Source organism: Streptococcus mitis NCTC 12261 (assembly GCF_000148585.2).
Lineage (GTDB): Bacteria > Bacillota > Bacilli > Lactobacillales > Streptococcaceae > Streptococcus > Streptococcus mitis.
This window is the reverse complement of record NZ_CP028414.1, coordinates 1451859-1476051: the sequence shown is the minus strand read 5'-3', so window position 1 is coordinate 1476051 and position 24193 is coordinate 1451859. Positions and strand designations below refer to the sequence as shown.

Genomic DNA, 24193 nt, shown 5'->3' with positions numbered 1-24193 from the left:
GGCGGCTTACCTAAACGCTTCACTAGGAAAAATCCACGAATGGTATCGATTCGTGGACTTTTCCGTCGTAGATAGAAAAGGGTAACTGCCTTACTAACTCCGTTTGCAAATAGACTCGATTTGCAAAACTTCGTGTAGTGGATAAAAATACTGCAAAGTTTGCAGTATTTTATCTCAGCATTCTATAAACAGATGTTGAATATTAAGCCTTATTTATTTTATTATTAACCTTTATGGTAATAACTTTACAAATAAAAGAAAACTTCAGATATTCACCTTTTGTGATTGGTCTGAAGTTTTCTTTTTTACTGTCCATATTTTTGGTAAAAGTCAACTTTTACTTGGATGAAGGTTTTGGCCTCGCGTAGGAGTTGAAGAAGGGTGGCGCGGGTTTCAAATTCTTCTCTTGTCTTGGGTAGACTACGGTTCCGGAAGACTTCCAGATAGCGTTCAATTTCATCTAGCAAATCAGAAGCAGGATTGGTCTGGCTCAGTTGAGCTGCAATTTTTGAAAAGAGTTGGGCCAAAATCAGGCTCTCACTGGCAGCTAGGTGACAGGTGTTGATGTGCTGGGCCATGTTTCGCAGGATACGACTTTGTCGCTGTCTCATCTCAAAGTAGTGGATATGGTAATCAGTCTGGTGAAAGAGGTGGTCAGAGTGATCCAAATAGACCAGTCTGAGGGCTTCTTCCAAAAGGGTGTCCAATTCTTCAACTAACTGTGCTCGGTTGCGTCCATCCCCTCTGGATAAATAATATTTGAAGCGCTGGAGAATATCTTTTAACTTTTCTTCTACCAATGTGTGGTAGTGATGAATTTCCTCTTCTCGTGAAGGCATGTAGAGATTAACCAGTAAGGCAAATCCTGTACCGATAGCAAAGAGAAGGAATTCATTGACTAGGAGGTCTGGAGAGGTTGACTTTTGCACCAAGAGATGGCTAACCAAAACGCTACTTGGTGTGATGCCAATTTCCCAGCCCATCTTGTAGGCTAGAGGCACATAGAGGGCTAGATAGAGGCCGAGGCTCCAGATATGAAATCCGCTCAAGTGAAAAGCCAGAACTCCGATAACCAAAGCTAGAAGCATGGAAAAGAGGCGATTTCGGGCCAGTTTTAAGGTACTTCTACGGGTATCGGATAGGCTCAAGAGGGCGATGATTCCAGCCGAGACAGCTGAGGAGAGATTGAGAAAGTAAGCAAGAAGGCAGGCAAGACAGGTAGCTAAGATGAGCTTAGTCGTACGTTGGCTAATAGACATAAGGATTTCCTAGTAAGTTATAATAAAAGCGGAAAAGACAAGACCTGAGCAGGCTTGTCTTTATGAGTTATTTTTTACGGGCTGCTGCGTATTCGGCAACAGCAGTAAAGAGGACATCTGTTGAAGAGTTAAGGGCTGTTTCACATGAGTCTTGGATGACCCCAATCACAAATCCAACCCCAACAACTTGCATGGCAATATCGTTAGAAATACCAAAAAGGCTACAAGCAACTGGGATAAGAAGGAGGGATCCTCCGGCAATACCAGAAGCACCACAGGCTGAGATTGCTGCTACTACACTGAGGACAAAGGCTGTGGCAAAGTCAACAGGGATTCCAAGAGTATTTACTGCAGCAAGGGTTAAAACGTTAATAGTAATCGCTGCCCCTGCCATGTTGATAGTAGAACCAAGTGGGATAGAAACAGAATAGGTATCTGGATCCAGACCGAGGTCGTGGCAAAGTTTCATATTGACAGGGATGTTAGCCGCAGAACTACGAGTGAAGAAGGCTGTAACACCGCTGACACGCAAACATTTCCAAACGAGGGGATAAGGGTTTCTCTTCATAAAGAGGAAGGCAATCAATGGATTGACAACCAGAGCGACAAAGAACATAGTTGTCACCAAGAGGGCAAGCAAGATTCCGTAGTTAGCTAGGCTTCCGATTCCCTTATCAGAGATGGTTTTGAAGACAAGACCAAGGATACCAAATGGAGCTAGATTGATGATCCATTCGACAATCTTAGAAGTCACATCAGCCATAGTTTTCAGCAATTCTTTACTATTTTTGCTGGCCTCTCTCATAGCAATCCCGAAAACAACTGCCCAAGATAAGATACCGATGTAGTTAGCAGTAACGAGGGCATTGACTGGATTGTCAACCAGTTTGAGCAAGAGATTGCTGAGGACCTGGCCAATTCCATCTGGTGGTGCGATTTCTGTATTGGCACTATTTAAGGTAATCTCAACAGGGACGATGAAGCTTGCTAGGACAGCAACAAGTGCCGCTGCAAAGGTTCCCACCAAGTAAAGGAGGATAACCGTTTTCATGTTGCTATCTTGACCCTTTTGATGTTGGGAAAGGGCATTGGCAACGAGGGCAAAGACTAGAATAGGTGCGATGGCTTTGAGGCCACCAACAAAGAGATCTCCAAGTAAACCAATTCCTGAAATGTTAGGAAGTGTCAGCCCTAGGGTTCCTCCCATAAGCATACCAATCAAAATCCGTTTGATTAGGCTTGCCTTATTCCAAGCATGAATGATTTTTTTCATAACAATCTCCTTTGGTGTGTAATGTTTATGATTATAGTATAAATATGGAGCTAAAATCAAGAATTTTCTGTCTATTTTGGCTATTATTTTTGAATATTTATGGAGATTCATCACTTGTGAAACTATGGTATAATAAATGAAAGGAGTTTTCTATGCAAGAATTTATTCAAACCTACCTCAATAAGCATTGATATAACAACGATTATTGAGAATATCTTAACCAAGTTAATTTCTCTGTTATTTCTATTTTTGCTATTCTATATAGCTAAGAAACTACTTCATACCATGGTGCAGAGAATTGTTAAACCTTCTTTAAAAATGTCTCGCCACGATGTCGGGCGTCAGAAAACCATCTCACGTTTATTAGAGAATGTGTTTAATTATACCCTCTATTTCTTTTTACTTTACTGTATCTTGTCTATTTTGGGCTTGCCAGTCTCTAGTTTGCTGGCAGGTGCTGGGATTGCTGGGGTAGCTATTGGTATGGGAGCCCAAGGCTTTCTGTCTGATGTCATCAATGGCTTTTTCATCCTCTTTGAACGTCAACTGGATGTGGGAGATGAGGTCGTTTTGACAAATGGTCCTATTACCGTATCGGGCAAGGTTGTCAGTGTCGGCATTCGAACAACGCAACTCAGAGGAGAAGATCAGGTTCTGCACTTCGTTCCCAATCGGAATATCACCGTCGTCAGCAATTTCTCACGCACAGACTAGACCTGTTATTTTAAGTAATTTGTGGTACAATAGAAAGAGTTTAATAAAGGAGAAAAGATGGTTTTAGAAAAGCAGTTGGGCAATGGTTGTACCTGGATAGACCTTGATGTGGATAAGATTAAAAATATGGAAGATCTTTCTGACATCTATGGATTGGACAAGGAAACCATTGAGTATGCTCTGGATAGAAATGAACGAGCTCATATGGATTATAACCGTGAAACGGAGACGGTAACCTTTATTTATAATGTTCTTGATTTAGAAAAAGACAAAGAATATTATGAAGCGATTCCCATGACCTTTATCGTCGAAAGACAACGAATGATTACCATCAGCAACCATAAGAATGCTTATGTCATTGATCAGATGTCAGCTTATCTGGATAGCCATGAGTCGCTTTCTATTTACAAGTTTCTCTTTGCTGGTTTAGAGATTATCAGTAACGCTTATTATCCTGTCATTGAAGAGATGGATAAAAGTAAGGACGAAATTAGTGCCTTGCTACGTCAAACTACAACAAAGAAAAATCTCTTCGCCCTCTCTGACTTGGAGACTGGTATGGTTTACTTGACAGCAGCAGCAAAACAAAATCGACTCCTCTTGGAACATATCCAGGGCCATGCTCTTTATCGGAGATTTAATGATGTCGAACGAGAGCAGTTTGATGATGCCATGATTGAAGCCCATCAGTTGGTGTCTATGACAGACTTGATTTCTCAAGTCTTGCAACAACTCTCAGCTTCTTACAACAACATCCTAAACAATAACTTGAATGATAGTTTGTCAATTTTGACTATTATCTCCGTCTTACTAGCAGTACTTGCGGTTATTACAGGTTTCTTCGGAATGAATGTTCCTCTACCATTTACAGAAGAGCCAAATGCTTGGATTTATATCTTAATGACTAGCTTGATTTTATGGGTGGCCTTATCTCAATGGCTGAAGAAAATTACTAGAAAATAAAAGAAAAGGAGCCAAAATGGTGATTGAAAACTACATGCCAGACTTTGCTGTGGAAGCAGTCTATGATCTGACAGTCCCAAGCCTGCAGGCGCATGGAATCAAGGCTGTTTTGGTCGATTTGGACAATACCCTCATTGCTTGGAACAACCCTGACGGGACGCCAGAGATGAAGCAATGGCTACATGATCTTCGGGACGCGGGCATTCGCATCATTGTGGTATCAAATAACACTAAAAAACGCGTCCAACGAGCAGTTGAGAAATTTGGGATTGACTACGTTTATTGGGCTCTGAAGCCCTTCACATTTGGGATTGACCGTGCCATGAAGGAATTTCATTATGAGAAAAGTGAAGTGGTCATGGTTGGCGACCAGCTCATGACAGATATACGAGCAGCCCACCGTGCAGGCATTCGCTCGATTTTAGTCAAACCCTTGGTCCAACATGACTCGATCAAAACGCAGATCAACCGAGCTCGTGAGCGCCGTGTGAAGCGAAAAATCACTGAAAAGTACGGACCGATTACATATAAAAAAGGAATTTAACTATGGAAGAAATTCTCTGTATTGGTTGTGGAGCAACCATTCAGACGACAGATAAGGCTGGTCTTGGTTTTACCCCCCAGTCGGCACTTGAAAAAGGTTTGGAAACTGGCGAAGTCTATTGCCAACGCTGTTTCCGTCTCCGCCACTATAATGAAATCACGGATGTCCAGTTGACGGACGATGATTTCCTCAAGCTCTTGCACGAGGTGGGAGACAGTGATGCCTTGGTAGTTAATGTCATTGATATCTTTGATTTTAATGGCTCTGTTATCCCAGGCTTGCCACGTTTTGTCTCGGGCAATGATGTCCTCTTGGTGGGAAATAAAAAAGATATCTTGCCCAAGTCTGTTAAACCAGGCAAGATTAGCCAGTGGCTCATGGAACGTGCCCACGAAGAAGGACTTCGTCCAGTCGATGTCGTCTTAACTTCGGCCCAAAACAAACATGCTATTAAGGAAGTCATTGACAAGATTGAACACTACCGTAAGGGTCGTGATGTTTATGTGGTCGGTGTGACCAACGTTGGAAAATCAACTCTAATCAATGCTATTATCCAAGAAATTACGGGTGATCAGAATGTCATCACGACTTCGCGCTTCCCAGGGACAACCTTGGACAAAATCGAGATTCCGCTTGATGACGGTTCTTATATCTACGATACACCAGGGATTATCCACCGTCACCAGATGGCTCACTACTTGACGGCCAAAAACCTCAAGTATGTCAGTCCTAAAAAGGAAATCAAACCTAAAACCTATCAGCTCAATCCTGAACAAACCCTGTTTTTAGGAGGTCTCGGACGTTTTGACTTTATATCAGGAGAAAAACAAGGATTTACTGCTTTCTTTGACAATGAACTCAAACTCCATCGTACCAAACTTGAAGGCGCTAGTGCTTTCTACGATAAGCACGTCGGAACCCTTCTGACACCGCCAAATAGCAAGGAAAAAGAAGATTTTCCAAAATTAGTCCAGCATGTATTTAATATTAAGGAGAAGACTGACCTAGTCATCTCAGGCCTAGGCTGGATCCGCGTAACAGGAACTGCCAAAGTCGCCGTCTGGGCACCAGAAGGCGTCGCCGTCGTCACACGAAAAGCAATTATTTAAACACAGAAAGGAAAGGGTTGTCTAAATTCGTGCGTGCCCTGAGAGCCCACAGCGAATACTTTTCACTGTGGTGTCAGTTGGTACAAGTGATTGTACCAACTGCGGAAAATTTGAGACCTTAGGCTCAAATTTTAGTCATGAAAGTCCGAAGGACTTTGCTGACGTCCGTCACCACTTCAGAAAAGTATAAAAAGAAACTCTTTTAAGAAAATTATGTCATTAACATCAAAACAACGTGCCTTCCTCAACAGTCAGGCACATACCCTCAAACCTATCATTCAAATTGGGAAGAACGGTCTCAACGACCAAATTAAAACCAGCGTCCGTCAAGCTCTTGATGCGCGTGAATTGATCAAGGTTACTCTTTTGCAAAATACCGATGAAAATATCCACGAAGTAGCTGAAATCTTGGAAGAAGAAATTGGTGTGGATACAGTCCAAAAAATTGGCCGTATTTTGATTTTGTATAAACAATCCAGCAAGAAAGAGAATCGCAAGATTTCTAAAAAAGTCAAAGAAATATAGAAAAACTACTCCAAACAACTGTTTTTACAGAGAAATAAAGGAGACTAGCCTATGGCAATCGAACTATTGACTCCCTTTACCAAGGTAGAGTTGGAGCCAGAAATCAAGGAGAAAAAACGCAAACAAGTTGGGATTTTAGGGGGGAATTTTAACCCTGTTCACAATGCCCATCTCATCGTTGCGGACCAAGTACGCCAGCAGTTGGGACTGGATCAGGTTCTGCTCATGCCTGAATACCAACCTCCTCACGTAGATAAAAAAGAAACCATCCCTGAACACCACCGTCTCAAGATGCTTGAATTGGCAATTGAGGGGATTGACGGCCTAGCCATTGAAACCATTGAGTTGGAGCGCAAGGGCATTTCTTACACCTATGACACCATGAAAATTTTGACAGAGCAACATCCAGATACGGATTATTACTTTATCATCGGTGCTGACATGGTGGACTATCTGCCTAAGTGGTACCGAATTGATGAACTGGTTGACATGGTTCAGTTTGTGGGGGTTCAGCGCCCACGCTACAAGGCTGGAACTTCTTACCCAGTTATCTGGGTGGATGTGCCTCTCATGGATATCTCATCCAGCATGGTGCGTGACTTCCTTGCCCAAGGACGGAAACCCAACTTTCTCCTACCTCAGCCAGTGCTAGACTACATCGAGAAGGAGGGGCTTTACTGATGGGCTATCAAGACTATATTAACTGTTCCCGTGAGGCTTTGTTGGAAAAAATGGCAGAGCTTCTACCCGAGAAACGCTTAACCCATTGCTTGGGTGTGGAGCGTGCAGCTATAGAATTGGCTCAGAGATTTAGAGTCGATACCGAGAAAGCAGGACTAGCAGGCCTTCTTCATGACTATGCTAAGAAGTTGTCAGATCAGGAATTCTTAGACTTGATTGACCGTTATCAGCTAGACCCTGACCTCAAAAACTGGGGCAATAATGTCTGGCATGGTATGGTCGGAATTTATAAGATTCAGGAAGATTTGGATTTGCATGATTTAGAAATCTTGCGAGCTATTGAAATCCATACAGTCGGGGCTGACCAGATGACAGACCTAGATAAGGTTATCTATGTCGCAGACTATATCGAGCATAATCGATCCTTTCCTGGAGTGGATGTAGCGCGTGAGATTGCAAGTTTGTCACTTAATAAGGCAGTAGCTTATGAGACAGTTCGTACCGTGGAGCATCTAGCCCATCAGGGATTCCCCATCTATCCCCAAACCCTTGAAACCTATAACGCCTTTGTGCACTATTTGAAAGAGGACTAAATGAACGAAAAAGAATTACTAGAACTAGTCGTGAAAGCGGCTGATGAGAAACGTGCGGAGGATATTCTCGCACTTGACGTACAAGAATTGACCAGTGTGACAGACTACTTTGTGATCACTAGCTCTATGAATAGCCGTCAGTTGGATACTATCGCTGATAATATCCGTGAAAAAGTAGCGGAAGCAGGATTTAAAGGCAGTCATGTCGAAGGCGACGCAGCTGGAGGTTGGGTCTTGCTGGACCTTGGTGCTGTCGTTGTGCATGTCTTTTCAGAAGAAATGCGTGCCCACTATAACCTAGAAAAACTATGGCATGAGGCGGATTCAGTAGATTTATCTGAAACTCTTGCTTAGAAGACGAACTCAGTTGCAGTCAACTGGGTTTCTTTGCTTATTTTAGAAAAAATGGATAGAAAGGTATAGGGCTAGTAGTGTTTACCATGGAGCTCTTGGTATCATGATTATGGCAACTTATGAAACCTTTGCGGCTGTTTACGATGCTGTGATGGACGATGGTTTATATGACAAATGGACGGATTTTTCTCTGCGTCACTTGCCTAAAAACAAGGAGAGAAAGAAACTCTTGGAGCTGGCTTGTGGGACAGGAATTCAATCTGTGCGCTTCTCTCAGGCTGGTTTTGATGTGACTGGACTTGACTTGAGTGGGGATATGTTGAAGATTGCTGAAAAGAGAGCGGCTTCGGCCAAGCAAAAGATTGATTTTATTGAAGGCAATATGCTGGATTTATCCAAGGCAGGGAAATTCGACTTTGTCACGTGTTATTCGGATTCTATCTGCTACATGCAGGATGAAGTGGAAGTGGGGGATGTTTTCAAAGAAGTTTATAATGCCCTCAATGATGATGGTGTCTTTATCTTTGATGTGCATTCCACCTACCAGACAGATAAAGTTTTTCCAGGGCTATTCTTACCATGAAAATGCGGAAGATTTTGCCATGCTCTGGGATACCTACGAGGACGAAGCACCTCACTCCATCGTGCATGAGTTGACCTTTTTTATCAAGGAGGCTGACGGTTCCTTTAGTCGCTACGATGAAGTGCATGAGGAGCGGACTTATGAGATCCTGACCTATGATATTTTGCTGGAACAGGCTGGTTTCAAATCCTTCAAACTTTATGCGGACTTTGAGGACAAAGAGCCTACAGAAACTAGCACCCGTTGGTTTTTTGTCGCGCAGAAGTAGGAGATTATCATGACCATCACAGGTATTATCGCGGAGTTTAATCCCTTTCATAATGGGCATAAGTACCTGCTAAATCAGGCTGAGGGACTGAAAATCGTTGCCATGTCAGGGAATTTCATGCAGCGTGGAGAGCCTGCTATCGTGGATAAGTGGACACGAGCCCAGATGGCGCTGGAAAATGGGAGCGGATCTGGTAGTGGAATTGCCCTTTTTAGTCAGTGTTCAGGCGGCGGATTTCTTCGGCCAAGGAGCTGTGGATATCTTGGCTAGGTTGGGCATTGATAGCCTCGCTTTTGGGACGGAGGAAGTTCTAGATTACCAGAAAATCGCTGACTTATACACAGAGCAGGGGACTGAGATGGAGAAATTTGTGGAAAATTTGCCTGATTCCCTTTCCTATCCCCAGAAAACCCAAACCATGTGGAAGGAATTTGCAGGTCTTGATTTTTCAGGCAATACGCCCAATCATGTTCTTGCTCTTGCCTATGCCAAAGCCGTTGTTGGACACAACACCAAACTGCATCCGATTCAGCGTCAGGGGGCGGGCTACCATTCTGTAGATAAAGATGTGGACTTTGCTTCGGCGACAGCTCTTCGTCAGCACCAGAAGGATCAAGATTTCTTAGAACGCTTTATGCCTTCTGTTGCCCTCTTTGAGCAGGCCAGTAAGGTGAGCTGGGAAGACTATTTTCCCTTGCTCCGCTATCAAATCTTGTCAAATCCAGACCTAACCACTATCTATCAGGTCAATCAAGAAATGGCTGCGCGCATTAAGGAAGCTATTAAAACAGCCCAGTCTGTGGAAGAATTGGTTGAGGCGGTTGCGACCAAGCGTTATACCAAGGCGCGTGTCAGACGCCTTTTGACTTATATTTTGGTGCAGGCTAGAGAAAATGACTTGCCAGAAGACATTCATGTCCTTGGCTTTACCGAAAAAGGCAGACAACATCTCAAGTCTCTGAAAGAGCAGGTCCATCTAGTCAGCCGAATTGGCAAAGAACCTTGGGATGCTATGACCCAAAAGGCAGACCAGATTTACCAACTGGGAAATCCAAGTATAGCAGAGCAGAATTTTGGAAGAGTACCGATAAGAATAGAAACAAACTCAGTCTACTGAAAGGTGGACTTTTTCTCAAGTCTCTACTAAACTACTATTTCTAAATAACAAGTTTATTTTAGCAAACGCGTTCCAAATTCCCCAAAACATATTCTATTTTAGGTTTGTGAAAATCACTTTTTTATGGTAGAATGTAAAAGAATGTATGTCATTCGGAATAACAATAAAATGAGGTAAAAACATGGAAATCATGTCGCTTGCGATTGCTGTTTTTGCCGTCATCATTGGTTTAGTCATTGGATATGTCAGCATCTCAGCTAAGATGAAATCATCTCAGGAAGCTGCGGAGTTGATGCTTTTAAATGCTGAACAAGAAGCAACTAATTTACGTGGACAAGCTGAGCGTGAAGCGGATTTACTTGTTAATGAAGCCAAACGTGAAAGCAAGTCTCTTAAAAAAGAAGCACTATTGGAGGCCAAAGAAGAAGCCAGAAAATACCGTGAAGAAGTGGACGCTGAATTCAAATCAGAACGTCAAGAACTCAAACAAATCGAAAGTCGTTTGACAGAGAGAGCTACCAGCCTTGACCGTAAGGACGACAATTTGACGAGTAAGGAACAAACACTTGAACAAAAAGAACAAAGTATTTCTGATAGAGCGAAAAACCTTGATGCGCGTGAAGAGCAATTAGAGGAAGTCGAAAGACAAAAAGAAGCAGAACTAGAGCGTATTGGTGCTCTGTCTCAGGCAGAAGCACGAGATATTATCTTGGCTCAGACAGAGGAAAACTTGACCAAGGAGATTGCTAGCCGTATTCGCGAAGCTGAGCAAGAGGTCAAGGAACGTTCTGACAAAATGGCCAAGGATATCCTGGTTCAAGCTATGCAACGTATTGCTGGTGAATATGTAGCAGAGTCAACAAACTCAACGGTTCACCTGCCAGACGATACTATGAAGGGACGCATTATTGGTCGTGAAGGCCGTAATATTCGTACCTTTGAAAGTTTGACAGGGGTTGATGTGATTATCGACGATACACCAGAAGTGGTAACCTTGTCAGGATTTGATCCGATTCGTCGTGAGATTGCCCGTATGACCATGGAAATGTTGCTCAAAGATGGTCGTATCCACCCAGCTCGTATCGAAGAGTTGGTTGAGAAAAACCGTCAAGAGATTGACAATAAGATCCGTGAATACGGTGAGGCTGCTGCCTATGAAATTGGTGCGCCAAACCTTCATCCAGACTTGATGAAGATTATGGGACGTTTGCAGTTCCGTACTTCTTATGGACAAAATGTCTTGCGTCATTCGATTGAGGTTGCTAAGTTGGCTGGTATCATGGCGAGCGAACTTGGTGAAAATGCGGCTCTTGCCCGTCGTGCTGGATTCCTTCACGATATCGGAAAAGCCATTGACCGTGAGGTTGAGGGTAGCCACGTTGAAATCGGTATGGAATTGGCCCGTAAGTACAAGGAACATCCAGTTGTGGTCAATACCATTGCTAGCCACCACGGAGATGTTGAAGCTGAGAGCGTGATTGCAGTTATCGTTGCTGCAGCAGACGCTTTGAGCGCAGCTCGTCCAGGTGCTCGTAGTGAGTCTCTTGAAAGCTACATCAAGCGTCTCCATGATTTGGAAGAAATTGCTAACGGCTTTGAAGGGGTACAAAATAGCTTTGCCCTTCAAGCAGGACGTGAAATCCGCATCATGGTCAATCCAGGACAAATCAAGGACGACAAAGTCACAATCTTAGCTCATAAAGTTCGTGAGAAAATTGAAAACAATCTCGATTACCCAGGAAATATCAAGGTAACCGTGATTCGCGAGCTTCGTGCAGTAGATTATGCTAAATAAATAAGAAAGAGCAGTTGAAAAATTACTGCTTTTTTGTTACACTAGATAGAAAGACTGTAAAGGATAATTTGGCTTTTTGCCGTTATTCTAGAGAAATGTTATTTCACAGACTGACTAAAAGGAGACACAATGGCAGACCGAGGCTTACTAATCGTTTTTTCTGGTCCTTCAGGGGTTGGAAAAGGAACGGTTAGAAGAGAGATTTTTGAGAGTTCTGAAAATCAATTTCAATACTCTGTATCGATGACGACGCGCGCACAACGTCCTGGAGAAGTGGATGGTGTTGACTATTTCTTCCGCACTCGCGAAGAGTTTGAAGAGCTGATTCGTCAAGGACAGATGTTGGAATATGCAGAATATGTCGGCAACTACTATGGAACTCCTCTGACCTATGTCAATGAAACCTTGGACAAGGGAATCGATGTTTTCCTTGAAATTGAGGTTCAAGGAGCTCTTCAGGTCAAGAAAAAGGTTCCAGATGCTGTCTTTATCTTCCTGACACCACCAGATTTGGATGAATTGCAAGATCGTTTGGTAGGACGTGGAACAGACAGTGCAGAAGTGATTGCCCAACGAATCGAAAAAGCCAAGGAAGAAATTGCGCTTATGCGTGAGTATGATTATACGATTGTCAACGATCAGGTGCCCCTAGCTGCTGAGCGTGTCAAACGTGTGATCGAAGCAGAACACTTCCGTGTGGATCGTGTCATTGGTCACTATCAGGAGATGTTACCAAAGTCTCCAACTACTCGATAAAATTTAGAAAATAGGTACAAGCAAATGATGTTAAAACCCTCTATTGATACCTTGCTCGACAAGGTTCCTTCAAAATATTCACTCGTAATCTTGGAAGCAAAACGTGCCCACGAATTGGAAGCAGGTGCACCAACAACTCAAGGTTTCAAGTCTGAAAAATCAACTCTTCGCGCTTTAGAAGAAATCGAATCAGGAAACGTTACAATTCACCCAGATCCAGAAGGAAAACGTGAAGCAGTGCGTCGCCGTATCGAAGAAGAAAAACGTCGCAAAGAAGAAGAAGAAAAGAAAATCAAAGAGCAAATCGCTAAAGAAAAAGAAGATGGTGAAAAAATTTAAGGTTGGGGGGACTCAATCTTATTTTTTCTATTGCAAGAATGTACTGACAAGGAGGAGGTGAGAAGATGCCCATAGCCAAGATTATTGTAGATGTGCCCTTGATGCAGACGGACCAGCCCTATAGTTACAGGATTCCTGAGGAATTTCTGGGAATGCTGGAAGTTGGGATGCGAGTTCATGTGCCTTTTGGTAAGGGAAATCGCCTGATTCAAGGGATTGTTCTTGGTTTGGAGTCCCAATTGGATGAAGAAGAGATGGAGCAAGATTTAAAAGATATTGCCGAGGTACTGGATTTTTCCCCTGTTCTCACGCAAGAACAACTCTGGCTGGCTGAGGAGCTCCGTAAATCCGTCTTTTCCTATAAAATTTCTATCCTCAAGGCTATGTTACCAGGGTTTCTGAACTCTAGCTATGACAAAATTCTCTATCCTATGGCAGGTCTGAGTCAGGAAGACCGAGAGCGCTTGTTTGGTTCAGAAGATTCGCTTGCCTTTTCTTCTCTAGATTTAGGTAAGCAAGCTGAAATGATGCGTTTGACTAGAAAAGGCCTGCTTGGTCTAGAATATCAGGCGATTGATCAAAAGAAGGTCAAGACCCAGTCTTGGTATGAGGTAGACCTTGTTCAGTTAGAAGGTGTAGAGATTTCTACACGCGCCAAGAAAAAGTTAGAACTGAGAGACTATCTGCTGTCTCATCCAGAGAGCGCTTCTTTGGCTAGTTTGTTAGAGTCCTACTCGCGGGAGCAAGTCAACTTCTTTGTGGAACAAGGTGCTGTGACCATAGTTCAAAAGGAAGTTCAACGCTCGGCTGCTTATTTTGAAGGGATTGAAGCAAGTCAGCCTTTAGAGTTGAATCCAGAGCAAAGACAGGCGCGTGATGCGGTTGTCAGTGCGATTGGCAGTCATCAGCCTCCTTTCCTCCTTCAAGGGATTACAGGAAGTGGGAAGACGGAGGTTTATTTGCAGATTATCCAAGGAGCCTTGGACAAGGGCAAGACAGCTATTTTGCTGGTGCCTGAGATTTCCTTGACTCCACAAATGACGGAGCGTTTTATTGCTCGATTTGGTGAGAAAGTGGCCATTCTTCATTCAGGCCTATCCAATGGTGAAAAGTACGACGAATGGCGCAAGGTGGAACGTGGCGATGCTCAAGTTGTTGTGGGTGCCAGATCTGCCATCTTTGCTCCGCTGAAAAATCTAGGTGTCATTATAATCGATGAGGAGCATGAAGCGACTTATAAGCAGGACAGCAATCCCCGTTACCATGCTAGAGAGGTAGCTATTTTACGGGCCCAGTATAATCAAGCAGCACTGGTACTTGGTTCAGCAACTCCTAGTCTGGAAAGCCGTGCTCGGGCTGGAAAAGGCGTTTATCAACATTTACGTCTGACCCAGCGCGCCAATCCTTTAGCTAGGATCCCTGAGGTTCAAGTAATTGACTTTCGGGACTATATCGGACAAAATGAAACGTCAAACTTTACGCCACCTTTGCTAGAAGCGATTCAGGATCGTCTGGCTAAAAAAGAGCAGGTGGTTCTTATGCTCAATCGTCGTGGTTATTCTAGCTTTGTTATGTGTCGGGAGTGTGGGACCGTGGATACTTGTCCTAACTGTGACATTTCCTTGACCTTGCACATGGATACCAAGACCATGAACTGCCATTATTGTGGTTTTTCGAAGGACATTCCTCAGGTCTGTCCTAACTGTAAGAGCCGAAGTATTCGTTACTATGGGACAGGGACACAGAAGGCTTATGATGAGCTGGCAGAACTCTTTCCGCAGGCCCGCATTTTGCGGATGGATGTGGACACGACTCGTAAGAAAGGTAGTCACCAAGCTCTTCTTGACCAGTTTGGGCGAGGAGAAGCAGATATTTTACTAGGTACTCAGATGATTGCCAAGGGATTGGATTTTCCTAATGTAACCTTAGTTGGAGTTCTCAATGCGGATACGGCATTGAATCTACCTGATTTCCGTTCTTCTGAGAGAACCTTCCAGCTCTTGACTCAGGTTGCAGGCCGGGCAGGTCGTGCTGAAAAAGCTGGGCAGGTCTTGATTCAGTCTTACAATCCTCAGCACTACGCTATTCGATTTGCAAAGGATCAGGATTACGAAGGTTTTTATGCCTATGAAATGGGAATCAGACGACAACTTGGTTATCCGCCTTACTATTTCACTATTGGCATTACCCTTTCTCACAAGAAAGAAGAAGAGGTGGTCAAACGTGCTTATGAAGTTATGAATATTTTGCGGTCAGGATTGTCAGAGACCAGTAACATTCTTGGGCCAACCCCCAAACCGATTGCTCGTACCCACAACCTCTATCATTACCAGATTTTGATTAAATACCGTTTAGAAGATGAGCTAAGTCCGACCCTCAACCAGGTCTTAGCCTTGACTCAAGAACGGGAAAATAGTGAGCTCCGTCTCAGCATTGACCATGAGCCACAGCAATTTTTATAAGAAGGAGAAGATATGACAAAATTAATCTTTATGGGGACACCCGACTTTTCAGCAACAGTCTTAAAAGGACTTTTGACAGATGACCGTTACGAAATTCTAGCCGTTGTGACCCAGCCGGACCGTGCTGTTGGGCGAAAAAAAGTGATTCAAGAAACCCCAGTCAAGCAGGCTGCCAAGGAAGCAGGGCTTCCTATTTATCAACCTGAAAAATTATCTGGAAGTCCTGAGATGGAAGCTATTATGAAGCTAGGAGCAGATGGAATTGTGACTGCTGCTTTTGGGCAGTTTCTGCCAAGTAAACTCCTTGATAGCATGGACTTTGCGGTCAATGTTCACGCTTCCCTTCTTCCCAAACACCGTGGTGGTGCGCCTATCCATTATGCCTTGATTCAAGGGGATGAGGAAGCTGGTGTGACCATCATGGAAATGGTGAAGGAAATGGATGCAGGAGATATGATTTCTCGTCGCAGTATTCCAATCACGGATGAGGACAATGTCGGCACCTTGTTTGAGAAATTGGCGCTAGTTGGTCGTGATTTGCTTTTGGACACTTTGCCTGCCTACATTGCTGGGGAAATCAAACCTGAACCGCAGGATCCAAGTCAGGTCACTTTCTCGCTAAATATCAAGCCAGAGGAAGAAAAACTGGACTGGAACAAAACCAATCGTCAACTCTTTAACCAAATCCGTGGCATGAACCCCTGGCCTGTTGCCCATACTTTCCTTAAGGGCGACCGCTTTAAGATTTATGAAGCACTACCAGTAGAAGGTCAGGGAAATCCAGGTGAGATTCTCTCTACTGGTAAGAAAGAATTGATTGTCGCAACGGCAGAAGGGGCTCTATCCCTCAAACAAGTGCAGCCAGCTGGTAAACCTAAGATGGACATTGCTTCCTTCCTCAATGGAGTTGGACGTACATTGACTGTAGGAGAACGATTTGGTGACTAAAGTAGAAACGGCTAGAAGTTTAGCCCTAGCAGTATTAGAGGATGTTTTTATCAATCAAGCATACTCAAATATCGCCTTAAATAAGCATTTCAAGGGAAGTCAACTTTCGGCAGCAGACAAGGGCTTGGTGACCGAGCTGGTCTATGGAACGGTAGCCCGTAAACTGACTCTGGAATGGTACCTATCCCACTTTATCGAAGACAGAGACCAGTTAGATAGTTGGCTTTATGTCCTTCTTCTCATGAGTGCTTACCAGCTCCGCTATTTGGACAAGATTCCAGACCATGCTGTGGTCAATGAAGCAGTAGAATTGGCCAAAGTCCGTAAAAAAGGCAGTGAAAAATTGGTCAACGCTGTCCTTCGCCGTATCTTGCGTGAAGGCTGGCCAGATATTGCTAGCATCAAGCGAAAAAACAAGCGTGATTCTATTGCCTATTCTCTTCCAGTTTGGCTAGTTGCCAAGCTCAAGGAAGAATACGGAGAAGAGCGAGCTCAAGCTATCTTTGAAAGCCTTTTGGTGCGCAACAAGGCTAGTATTCGTGTAACGGACCTAGGACGAAAAGAAGAAATCCAAGTCTTGTTGGAGGCCAGTGATTCACCTTTGTCTGTTTTTGGTCTCGTCAAGGAGCAGGGGCATTTTGCAGGCCATGACCTATTTTCAGAGGGGGCTATTACTATCCAAGACGAGTCTAGTCAGCTGGTTGCTCCCACTCTTGATTTACAAGGTGGTGAGCAGGTTCTAGATGCCTGTGCGGCTCCAGGTGGGAAAACAGCCCATATAGCCTCTTATCTAACGACAGGTCAGGTTACTGCTCTGGACTTGTACGACCATAAGTTGGACTTAATACAAGAAAATGCCCAACGTTTGGGAGTTGCAGATCGGGTTCAAATGCAAAAATTAGATGCCAGAAAGGTGCATGAGTTTTTTGGTCAGGATTCATTTGATAAGATTTTGGTAGATGCTCCCTGTTCAGGAATCGGTCTTCTGCGCCGAAAACCAGACATCAAATACAATAAAGAAACGGCAGATTTCGCGTCCTTGCAGGAAATTCAGCTAGAAATATTAGGTAGTGTTTGTCAAACACTACGCAAAGGTGGTATAATAACTTATAGTACCTGTACTATTGTCTCAGAGGAGAACTTTCAAGTCGTACAGGCATTTTTAGAAAGTCATCCTGAATTTGAGCAGGTTACACTAGAACATGAATGTAAGGATATCATGAAAGACGGCTGTATCCTCATTACACCTGAATTGTATGGAAGTGATGGATTTTTTATCAGTCAATTTCGTAAGATATCGGATTAGGAAGGAACTAACACATGGAAATTTCATTATTAACAGATGTTGGTCAGAAACGAACAAATAACCAAGACTATGTCAACCACTATGTCAATAGAGCTGGACGTACTATGATTATCCTAGCTGATGGTATGGGAGGTCATCGCGCAGGGAATATCGCTAGTGAAATGGCGGTAACAGACCTAGGTGTAGCTTGGGTAGATACTCAAATCGATACAGTTAATGAAGTACGTGAATGGTTTGCTAACAACCTTGAGATTGAAAATCAAAGGATTAACCAATTGGGACAAAATGAAGCCTATAAAGGAATGGGAACAACCCTTGAGGCTGTAGCCATTATTGATAATCAGGCTATCTATGCCCACATTGGGGATTCTCGTATCGGTTTGATTCGTGGAGAAGAATACCACCAGTTAACGAGCGACCATTCTTTGGTCAATGAATTGCTTAAGGCAGGTCAATTGACACCTGAAGAAGCTGCTAGCCATCCACAGAAAAATATTATTACCCAGTCAATCGGTCAAAAAGACGAAATTCAGCCTGATTTTGGAATGATCACCCTTGAGCCGGGAGACTATCTCTTACTCAATAGTGATGGCTTGACAAATATGATTTCAGGCAGTGAGATTTCTGATATTGTAACCAGCGATATTTCTTTGGCAGATAAGGCAGCAACCTTGATCCGTTTTGCCAACAATGCGGGTGGTTTAGACAACATCACAGTTGCCCTTATTGCTGTTAATGAGGAGGAAACAGAATGATCCAAATCGGCAAGATTTTTGCCGGGCGGTATCGGATTCTCAAACAGATTGGTCGAGGAGGCATGGCAGATGTTTACTTGGCTAAAGATTTGATTCTAGACGGGGAAGAAGTGGCAGTAAAGGTCCTGAGAACCAACTACCAGACAGACCCGATTGCTGTGGCGCGTTTCCAGCGGGAAGCGAGAGCCATGGCGGATCTGGACCATCCTCATATCGTTCGGATTACAGATATCGGTGAAGAAGAGGGACAACAGTATCTTGCAATGGAATATGTTGCTGGATTAGACCTCAAACGCTATATCAAGGAACATCACCCTCTTTCAAATGAAGAAGCGGTTCGAATCATGGGACAAATCCTCTTGGCTATGCGCTTAGCCCATACTCGAGGAATTGTTCACAGGGATTTGAAACCGCAAAATATCCTTTTGACCCCAGATGGGACTGCCAAGGTTACAGACTTTGGGATTGCAGTAGCCTTTGCAGAGACGAGTTTGACTCAGACCAACTCAATGCTGGGTTCCGTTCATTATTTATCGCCAGAGCAGGCGCGTGGTTCTAAAGCAACTGTGCAGAGTGATATCTATGCCATGGGGATTATTTTCTATGAGATGCTGACAGGTCATATTCCTTACGATGGGGATAGTGCGGTAACCATCGCCCTCCAGCATTTCCAGAAACCTCTGCCGTCGGTTATAGCTGAAAATCCATCTGTGCCTCAGGCATTAGAAAATGTTGTTATCAAGGCAACTGCTAAGAAATTAACAGATCGTTACAAATCAGTCGCTGAAATGTATGTGGATTTGTCGAGTAGTTTGTCTTATAATCGTCGTAATGAACCAAAGCTAGTCTTTGACGATGCAACTAAGGCAGATACTAAAACTCTTCCTAAAGTACCGCAAAGTACCTTGACTTCTATTCCTAAAGCTCCGGTACAAGAGGGAAGACCTCAACCTAAGCCCCAACCTCATCAGACAGAAAAAACAGTACCTAGTTCAAAGCCAACCAAACGTCGTCGTATGAAAGCACGTTATCCAATTTTATTTGCGACCTTCTTGTTGGTTGTGGCATCCTTGGTATGGATTTTATATAGAACGCCCGCTACCATTGCTATTCCAAATGTGGCAGGTCAGACGGTTGCAGAGGCTAAAGAGGCTCTAAAAAAAGCCAATTTTGAGGTTGGTGAAGAAAAATCAGAGTCCAGTGATAAGGTTGAAGAAGGTCGGGTTATTCGTACAGACCCTGAAGCTGGTAAAACACGTAAAGAAGGAACAAAAATTAATTTGATTGTGTCTTCTGGTCAGCAGTCTTTCCAACTCGGAAATTATCTCGGAAGAAAGTCCAGTGATGTAGTGGCAGAATTGAAGGGTAAGAAGGTTCCAGAAAATCTGATTAAGATTGAGGAAGAAGAATCCAACGAAATCGAAGCCGGTACAATCATGAAACAAAGTTTACCGGAGGGAACAACCTATGATCTTAGCAAGGCAACTCAAATAGTTTTGACAGTTGCTAAAAAAGTAAATTCTATTTCAATGCCAAGCTATATTGGTTCTAGCCGAGAATTTGCAGTCAATAATCTTACAGAGATATATGACATTAAAAAAGCTAATATCGAAGTTGTAGAAGTGTCTAAAGCTCCTGAAGGAACTGCTGAGGGGACTGTTATAGAGCAAAGTCCAAAAGCAGGCGAAAAAGTAGACTTGAGCACTACTCGTGTTAAAATTTCTATTTATAAACCCAAAACACCACCATCAAGTTCCTCTTCAACGTCAGTTCAACGTGGTAACCAAGGTTCACCTACTACTCCAAATCAAGGGAATCAACAAGGTGGCCAGCAAGGAAATCAACAAGGAACGGTTCCTACTCCGAGTCAACCAAATAGTGAAGGAAATCACGAAAATTCTCGTGATTAAACGAATCTTTGTCATGATTTCATGGCAAAGATTTTTTTTGACTCCGGATTTGTGATAGAATAGTAGGAGTTGATAAAAGGAGGAACGCATGGAAGAATCAAGAGAATTAAATGCCGTCATCGATGTGATTATGTTAGCAGGAACCATTCTCCTTAAAAGTGGTTCAGAGATTCATCGTGTAGAAGATACCATGATTCGTATTGCGCATTCGCAGGGAATTTTGGATTGCAATGTTCTGGCTATGCCTGCCGCAATCTTTTTCTCCATTGAAAATACCAATATTTCGCGAATGAAACGCGTGACCTCCTCTTCTTATAATATTGAAAAAGTCTGCGATGTCAACCAGATTTCTCGTCAGTTGGTAGGGGGGCAGATTGATTTAGAGACAGCGTTCAAGCAATTGAAGGCTTTGCAAGCCCAACCTCTTCCTTATACTAAGTTGCAGGTAACTCTGGCTGCGACCTTTAGTGCTCCTTTCTTTTCAATTATGTTTAGTGGAAATATCTACGACGCACTTGGGGCAGGAGTGGCTACCTTATTTGGTTTTGCCTTTTCCCTCTATGTAGAGAAGTTTATCCGAATTCCCTTTGTGACAGCATTTGCTGGAGCCTTTGTCTTTGGGATGATAGCCCAGTTTTGGGCTCGCTACACAGGTTTTCCTTCAACGGCAGATTTGATTATAGCTGGTGCGGTCATGCCGTTTGTACCAGGTATTGCCTTGACCAATGCGGTTCGTGATATTATGACCAACCACATAAACTCTGGTATGAGTAAGATGTTTGAATCCCTGCTCATTACCCTTGCTTTAGGGGCGGGAACTTCTGTCGCCTTGGTATTGATGAACTAATATGACACTAACAACCTTTTTATTACAAGCAGTAGCAAGTCTTCTTGCTATAATCACTTTTTTAATCGTACTCAATGTTCAACGTTCTATGCTCTTACCAGGAGGAATTTTGGGCATGGCTGTCTGGCTAATTTATCTTTTGCTCAAGGAACCGACCAATGTTATTGTGGCTACTTTTATTGCAGCCATTATCGGTTCTTGTGTCAGCCAGATTTTAAGTATTCTTTATAAGACACCTGCTGTAGTCTTTATCTTGGCAATCTTGGCACCTCTGGTTCCGGGTTATCTCTCCTATCGGACAACTGCCTTTTTTGTGACGGGAGATTACAGTCATGCCATTGCTAGTGCAACCTTGGTTGTTATGTTGGCTTTGGTGATTTCCATTGGAATGGCTAGCGGAACAGTGATTCTTAGACTGTATTCTTACTTACGAAAACAGCATAATCGTTAGACTAACAAGAGACTTGATTTGGTGAATCAAGTCTTTTTTCTCTCTTTTACTGCTATTTGTGATAAAATAGTATAGAACGATTTTTTACAATGAATGATAAAACAGAGGTAAATATGACAATCGGTATTGATAAGATTGGTTTTGCGACCGGTCAATATGTCTTGAAATTACAAGACTTAGCAGAAGCGAGGGGAATTGACCCTGAAAAATTAAGTAAAGGACTCTTACTCAAGGAATTGAGTATTGCGCCCCTAACTGAGGATATCGTGACCTTGGCGGCCAGTGCAAGTGATTCTATTTTAACGGAGCAAGAAAGAGCAGAAATTGATATGGTCATTGTAGCTACTGAGTCAGGAATTGACCAAAGTAAAGCTGCAGCCGTCTTTGTGCATGGTTTGCTGGGCATCCAGCCCTTTGCTCGTAGTTTCGAGATTAAAGAAGCCTGCTATGGAGCGACAGCTGCCCTTCATTATGCCAAATTGCATGTGGAAAATTCTCCAGAGTCCAAAGTTTTGGTTATTGCCAGTGATATTGCCAAATATGGTATTGAAACACCTGGAGAACCCACTCAGGGTGCTGGAAGTGTGGCTATGTTGATTACACAGAATCCACGCATTATGGCCTTTAATAATGACAATGTAGCTCAGACTCGTGACATCATGGATTTCTGGCGTCCAAATTACTCAACAACCCCTTATGTAAATGGTGTCTATTCTACCCAGCAATATCTAGATAGTTTGAAAACGACTTGGCTTGAATACCAAAAACGCTACCAGCTTACCTTAGATGATTTTGCTGCGGTTTGCTTCCACTTGCCTTATCCTAAATTAGCGCTAAAAGGCTTGAAAAAAATCATGGATAAGAGCCTGCCGCAAGAGAAAAAAGACCTCTTGCAAAAGCATTTTGACCAGTCTATTCTCTACAGTCAAAAGGTGGGAAATATCTATACAGGTTCCCTCTTCCTCGGACTCTTGTCTCTCTTGGAAAATACAGATAGCTTGAAGGCTGGGGATAAAATTGCCCTTTATAGTTACGGAAGTGGGGCTGTAGCTGAGTTCTTTAGCGGTGAATTGGTTGAAGGATATGAAGCTTATCTGGATAAGGACCGTTTGAACAAGCTCAACCAACGAACTGCCCTGTCTGTTGCAGACTATGAAAAAGTCTTCTTTGAGGAAGTAGAGTTAGACGAAACAAATTCTGCCCAGTTTGCTGGCTATGAAAATCAAGATTTTGCCTTGGTTGAAATTGTTGACCACCAACGCCGTTATAGCAAGGTTGAAAAATAATGAAGATAAGTTGGAATGGATTTTCTAAAAAATCATACCAAGAGCGCCTCGAGCTGTTAAAAGCTCAGGCGCTCCTTAGTCCTGAGAAGCAAGTGAGTTTGGAGCAGGATGAACAGATTAGTGTGACTGTGGCAGACCAGCTGAGTGAGAATGTAGTGGGAACTTTTTCTCTGCCTTATTCGCTGGTCCCAGAGGTTCTCGTTAACGGTCAGGAATACACAGTTCCCTATGTGACAGAAGAACCCTCAGTGGTTGCTGCGGCCAGCTATGCCAGTAAAATCATCAAGCGAGCAGGCGGTTTTATTGCCCAAGTCCATGAGCGCCAGATGATTGGGCAGGTAGCTCTTTATCAAGTTGCTAATCCTGAACAAGCGCAAGAGAAAATTGCCAGCAAGAAAGCCGAACTCTTGGAACTTGCCAATCAAGCCTATCCTTCTATCGTTAAACGTGGAGGTGGGGCGCGTGATTTGCATGTAGAGCAGATCAAAGGTGAAACAGACTTTCTCGTTGTTTATCTCCATGTCGATACCCAGGAAGCTATGGGAGCTAATATGCTCAACACCATGCTGGAAGCCTTGAAACCAGTCTTAGAAGAACTCAGTCAGGGACAGAGTCTCATGGGAATCCTGTCTAATTACGCGACCGATTCTCTGGTGACTGCAAGCTGTCGTATCGCCTTTCGATACTTGAGCCGCCAAAAGGATCAAGGACGAGAAATTTGCGGAGAAGATAGCCTTGGCTAGTCAGTTTGCGCAGGCTGATACTTACCGAGCTGCTACTCATAATAAAGGGATTTTTAATGGTATAGATGCCATTTTAATAGCCACTGGTAATGACTGGCGTGCTATTGAAGCAGGGGCTCATGTCTTTGCCAGTCGAGATGGACGCTATCAAGGTCTTAGTCAATGGACGCTGGACCTTGAAAGAGAAGAATTGGTCGGTGAGATGACCCTGCCTATGCCTGTAGCGACAAAGGGTGGCTCTATCGGTCTCAACCCTCGTGTAGCCCTCAGTCATGAACTACTGGGAAATCCATCTGCTAAAGAATTAGCTCAGCTTATCGTGTCTATCGGTCTTGCCCAAAACTTTGCGGCTCTCAAAGCCTTGGTGAGCACAGGGATTCAGCAAGGGCACATGAAATTGCAGGCCAAATCCTTGGCTCTCCTAGCAGGTGCCAGTGAATCTGAAGTTGCTCCCCTAGTCGAGCAACTTATCGCAGATAAAACCTTTAACCTTGAGACAGCCCAGCGCTATCTCGAAAATTTAAGATTATAAAAAACTCAGACGAATTGGTCTGAGTTTTCTTGTGCTTATACTCAATGAAAATCAAAGAGCGAACTAGGAAGCTAGCCGCA

Annotated in this window: 20 protein-coding genes and 4 pseudogenes; 22 read left to right on the top strand and 2 right to left on the bottom strand. The window is 43.4% G+C overall.

Annotated features, from left to right (window positions below):
• Positions 1 to 305: 305 nt before the first annotated feature.
• Both SM12261_RS07465 and sstT read right to left on the bottom strand, forming a co-directional pair.
• Positions 306 to 1259: an aromatic acid exporter family protein gene (locus tag SM12261_RS07465; RefSeq protein ID WP_000028189.1), complete on the bottom strand. Its 954-nt coding sequence runs from the start codon at positions 1257 to 1259 to the stop codon at positions 306 to 308.
• Positions 1260 to 1326: 67 nt separating this feature from the next.
• Complete coding sequence (gene sstT, locus SM12261_RS07460; protein WP_000720163.1) at positions 1327 to 2532, bottom strand: serine/threonine transporter SstT; 1206 nt, start codon at positions 2530 to 2532, stop codon at positions 1327 to 1329.
• A gap of 152 nt (positions 2533 to 2684) precedes the next feature.
• Here sstT and SM12261_RS07455 point away from each other — a divergent pair.
• The 22 genes and pseudogenes from SM12261_RS07455 to SM12261_RS07350 all read left to right on the top strand — a co-directional run bounded on the left by SM12261_RS07455 (position 2685) and on the right by SM12261_RS07350 (position 24113).
• Positions 2685 to 3246: pseudogene (locus SM12261_RS07455) on the top strand (mechanosensitive ion channel family protein).
• A 57-nt stretch (positions 3247 to 3303) separates the two neighbouring features.
• Positions 3304 to 4209 carry a magnesium transporter CorA family protein gene (locus SM12261_RS07450; RefSeq protein ID WP_000242267.1) on the top strand — a complete coding sequence of 302 codons (906 nt, stop codon included), beginning with the start codon at positions 3304 to 3306 and terminating at the stop codon, positions 4207 to 4209.
• Positions 4210 to 4225: 16 nt separating this feature from the next.
• The gene (locus SM12261_RS07445; RefSeq protein WP_000234217.1) at positions 4226 to 4753 is read left to right on the top strand and encodes a YqeG family HAD IIIA-type phosphatase; all 528 of its coding nucleotides are present in this window, start codon (positions 4226 to 4228) and stop codon (positions 4751 to 4753) included.
• Between the two features lie 2 nt (positions 4754 to 4755).
• Entirely contained in the window at positions 4756 to 5862 is a 1107-nt protein-coding gene (gene yqeH, locus SM12261_RS07440; protein ID WP_000391192.1) for a ribosome biogenesis GTPase YqeH, read from the top strand.
• A gap of 213 nt (positions 5863 to 6075) precedes the next feature.
• On the top strand, positions 6076 to 6387 hold the full coding sequence (gene yhbY, locus SM12261_RS07435) for a ribosome assembly RNA-binding protein YhbY (protein WP_000060171.1): 312 nt from the start codon (positions 6076 to 6078) through the stop codon (positions 6385 to 6387).
• A gap of 51 nt (positions 6388 to 6438) precedes the next feature.
• Positions 6439 to 7068, top strand: coding sequence for a nicotinate-nucleotide adenylyltransferase (locus SM12261_RS07430; protein ID WP_000963701.1), 630 nt, complete (start codon positions 6439 to 6441; stop codon positions 7066 to 7068).
• Positions 7068 to 7661 carry a bis(5'-nucleosyl)-tetraphosphatase (symmetrical) YqeK gene (gene yqeK, locus SM12261_RS07425; protein WP_000541096.1) on the top strand — a complete coding sequence of 198 codons (594 nt, stop codon included), beginning with the start codon at positions 7068 to 7070 and terminating at the stop codon, positions 7659 to 7661. The genes SM12261_RS07430 and yqeK overlap by 1 nt, the downstream gene beginning before the upstream one ends.
• On the top strand, positions 7662 to 8015 hold the full coding sequence (gene rsfS / locus SM12261_RS07420) for a ribosome silencing factor (RefSeq protein WP_001003032.1): 354 nt from the start codon (positions 7662 to 7664) through the stop codon (positions 8013 to 8015). It abuts the gene before it with no gap.
• Positions 8016 to 8124: 109 nt separating this feature from the next.
• Positions 8125 to 8866 (top strand): annotated as a pseudogene (locus SM12261_RS07415) (class I SAM-dependent DNA methyltransferase).
• A 9-nt stretch (positions 8867 to 8875) separates the two neighbouring features.
• Positions 8876 to 9983, top strand: a pseudogene (locus tag SM12261_RS07410) (nucleotidyltransferase).
• A 181-nt stretch (positions 9984 to 10164) separates the two neighbouring features.
• Positions 10165 to 11778, top strand: coding sequence for a ribonuclease Y (locus SM12261_RS07405; RefSeq protein ID WP_000404934.1), 1614 nt, complete (start codon positions 10165 to 10167; stop codon positions 11776 to 11778).
• A gap of 129 nt (positions 11779 to 11907) precedes the next feature.
• The gene (gene gmk / locus SM12261_RS07400; RefSeq protein ID WP_000775045.1) at positions 11908 to 12534 is read left to right on the top strand and encodes a guanylate kinase; all 627 of its coding nucleotides are present in this window, start codon (positions 11908 to 11910) and stop codon (positions 12532 to 12534) included.
• Positions 12535 to 12558: 24 nt separating this feature from the next.
• Positions 12559 to 12873 (top strand): DNA-directed RNA polymerase subunit omega, encoded by a 315-nt coding sequence (gene rpoZ / locus SM12261_RS07395; RefSeq protein WP_025169762.1) that lies wholly within the window; start codon positions 12559 to 12561, stop codon positions 12871 to 12873.
• 65 nt (positions 12874 to 12938) lie between these two features.
• On the top strand, positions 12939 to 15335 hold the full coding sequence (locus SM12261_RS07390; protein ID WP_020903001.1) for a primosomal protein N': 2397 nt from the start codon (positions 12939 to 12941) through the stop codon (positions 15333 to 15335).
• 12 nt (positions 15336 to 15347) lie between these two features.
• Positions 15348 to 16283 (top strand): methionyl-tRNA formyltransferase, encoded by a 936-nt coding sequence (fmt, locus tag SM12261_RS07385; protein ID WP_000163673.1) that lies wholly within the window; start codon positions 15348 to 15350, stop codon positions 16281 to 16283.
• Entirely contained in the window at positions 16276 to 17589 is a 1314-nt protein-coding gene (gene rsmB / locus SM12261_RS07380; protein WP_004239203.1) for a 16S rRNA (cytosine(967)-C(5))-methyltransferase RsmB, read from the top strand. Before fmt ends, rsmB begins: the two co-directional genes overlap by 8 nt.
• Before the next feature lie 14 nt (positions 17590 to 17603).
• Positions 17604 to 18344 (top strand): Stp1/IreP family PP2C-type Ser/Thr phosphatase, encoded by a 741-nt coding sequence (locus tag SM12261_RS07375; RefSeq protein ID WP_000406256.1) that lies wholly within the window; start codon positions 17604 to 17606, stop codon positions 18342 to 18344.
• Positions 18341 to 20254: a Stk1 family PASTA domain-containing Ser/Thr kinase gene (gene pknB / locus SM12261_RS07370; RefSeq protein WP_000614511.1), complete on the top strand. Its 1914-nt coding sequence runs from the start codon at positions 18341 to 18343 to the stop codon at positions 20252 to 20254. Before SM12261_RS07375 ends, pknB begins: the two co-directional genes overlap by 4 nt.
• An 88-nt stretch (positions 20255 to 20342) precedes the next feature.
• Entirely contained in the window at positions 20343 to 21101 is a 759-nt protein-coding gene (locus SM12261_RS07365; RefSeq protein WP_000392943.1) for a threonine/serine exporter family protein, read from the top strand.
• A gap of 1 nt (position 21102) precedes the next feature.
• Positions 21103 to 21552 carry a threonine/serine exporter family protein gene (locus SM12261_RS07360; protein WP_004239205.1) on the top strand — a complete coding sequence of 150 codons (450 nt, stop codon included), beginning with the start codon at positions 21103 to 21105 and terminating at the stop codon, positions 21550 to 21552.
• Between the two features lie 113 nt (positions 21553 to 21665).
• Entirely contained in the window at positions 21666 to 22838 is a 1173-nt protein-coding gene (locus SM12261_RS07355; protein WP_000151944.1) for a hydroxymethylglutaryl-CoA synthase, read from the top strand.
• Positions 22838 to 24113, top strand: a pseudogene (locus tag SM12261_RS07350) (hydroxymethylglutaryl-CoA reductase, degradative). The gene SM12261_RS07355 and the pseudogene SM12261_RS07350 overlap by 1 nt, the downstream one beginning before the upstream one ends.
• Positions 24114 to 24193 lie beyond the last annotated feature (80 nt).

Excerpts from the sequence above, each read along its gene's own strand:
- rsfS (WP_001003032.1), top strand. The coding sequence starts at position 7,662 with ATGAACGAAAAAGAATTACTAGAACTAGTCGTGAAAGCGGCTGATGAG.
- sstT (WP_000720163.1), bottom strand. The coding sequence starts at position 2,532 with ATGAAAAAAATCATTCATGCTTGGAATAAGGCAAGCCTAATCAAACGG.
- yqeK (WP_000541096.1), top strand. The coding sequence starts at position 7,068 with ATGGGCTATCAAGACTATATTAACTGTTCCCGTGAGGCTTTGTTGGAA.
- rpoZ (WP_025169762.1), top strand. The coding sequence starts at position 12,559 with ATGATGTTAAAACCCTCTATTGATACCTTGCTCGACAAGGTTCCTTCA.
- SM12261_RS07365 (WP_000392943.1), top strand. The coding sequence starts at position 20,343 with ATGGAAGAATCAAGAGAATTAAATGCCGTCATCGATGTGATTATGTTA.
- SM12261_RS07390 (WP_020903001.1), top strand. The coding sequence starts at position 12,939 with ATGCCCATAGCCAAGATTATTGTAGATGTGCCCTTGATGCAGACGGAC.
- SM12261_RS07360 (WP_004239205.1), top strand. The coding sequence starts at position 21,103 with ATGACACTAACAACCTTTTTATTACAAGCAGTAGCAAGTCTTCTTGCT.
- SM12261_RS07355 (WP_000151944.1), top strand. The coding sequence starts at position 21,666 with ATGACAATCGGTATTGATAAGATTGGTTTTGCGACCGGTCAATATGTC.
- SM12261_RS07405 (WP_000404934.1), top strand. The coding sequence starts at position 10,165 with ATGGAAATCATGTCGCTTGCGATTGCTGTTTTTGCCGTCATCATTGGT.
- SM12261_RS07465 (WP_000028189.1), bottom strand. The coding sequence starts at position 1,259 with ATGTCTATTAGCCAACGTACGACTAAGCTCATCTTAGCTACCTGTCTT.
- yhbY (WP_000060171.1), top strand. The coding sequence starts at position 6,076 with ATGTCATTAACATCAAAACAACGTGCCTTCCTCAACAGTCAGGCACAT.
- SM12261_RS07430 (WP_000963701.1), top strand. The coding sequence starts at position 6,439 with ATGGCAATCGAACTATTGACTCCCTTTACCAAGGTAGAGTTGGAGCCA.
- pknB (WP_000614511.1), top strand. The coding sequence starts at position 18,341 with ATGATCCAAATCGGCAAGATTTTTGCCGGGCGGTATCGGATTCTCAAA.
- fmt (WP_000163673.1), top strand. The coding sequence starts at position 15,348 with ATGACAAAATTAATCTTTATGGGGACACCCGACTTTTCAGCAACAGTC.
- SM12261_RS07450 (WP_000242267.1), top strand. The coding sequence starts at position 3,304 with ATGGTTTTAGAAAAGCAGTTGGGCAATGGTTGTACCTGGATAGACCTT.
- yqeH (WP_000391192.1), top strand. The coding sequence starts at position 4,756 with ATGGAAGAAATTCTCTGTATTGGTTGTGGAGCAACCATTCAGACGACA.
- gmk (WP_000775045.1), top strand. The coding sequence starts at position 11,908 with ATGGCAGACCGAGGCTTACTAATCGTTTTTTCTGGTCCTTCAGGGGTT.
- SM12261_RS07375 (WP_000406256.1), top strand. The coding sequence starts at position 17,604 with ATGGAAATTTCATTATTAACAGATGTTGGTCAGAAACGAACAAATAAC.
- SM12261_RS07445 (WP_000234217.1), top strand. The coding sequence starts at position 4,226 with ATGGTGATTGAAAACTACATGCCAGACTTTGCTGTGGAAGCAGTCTAT.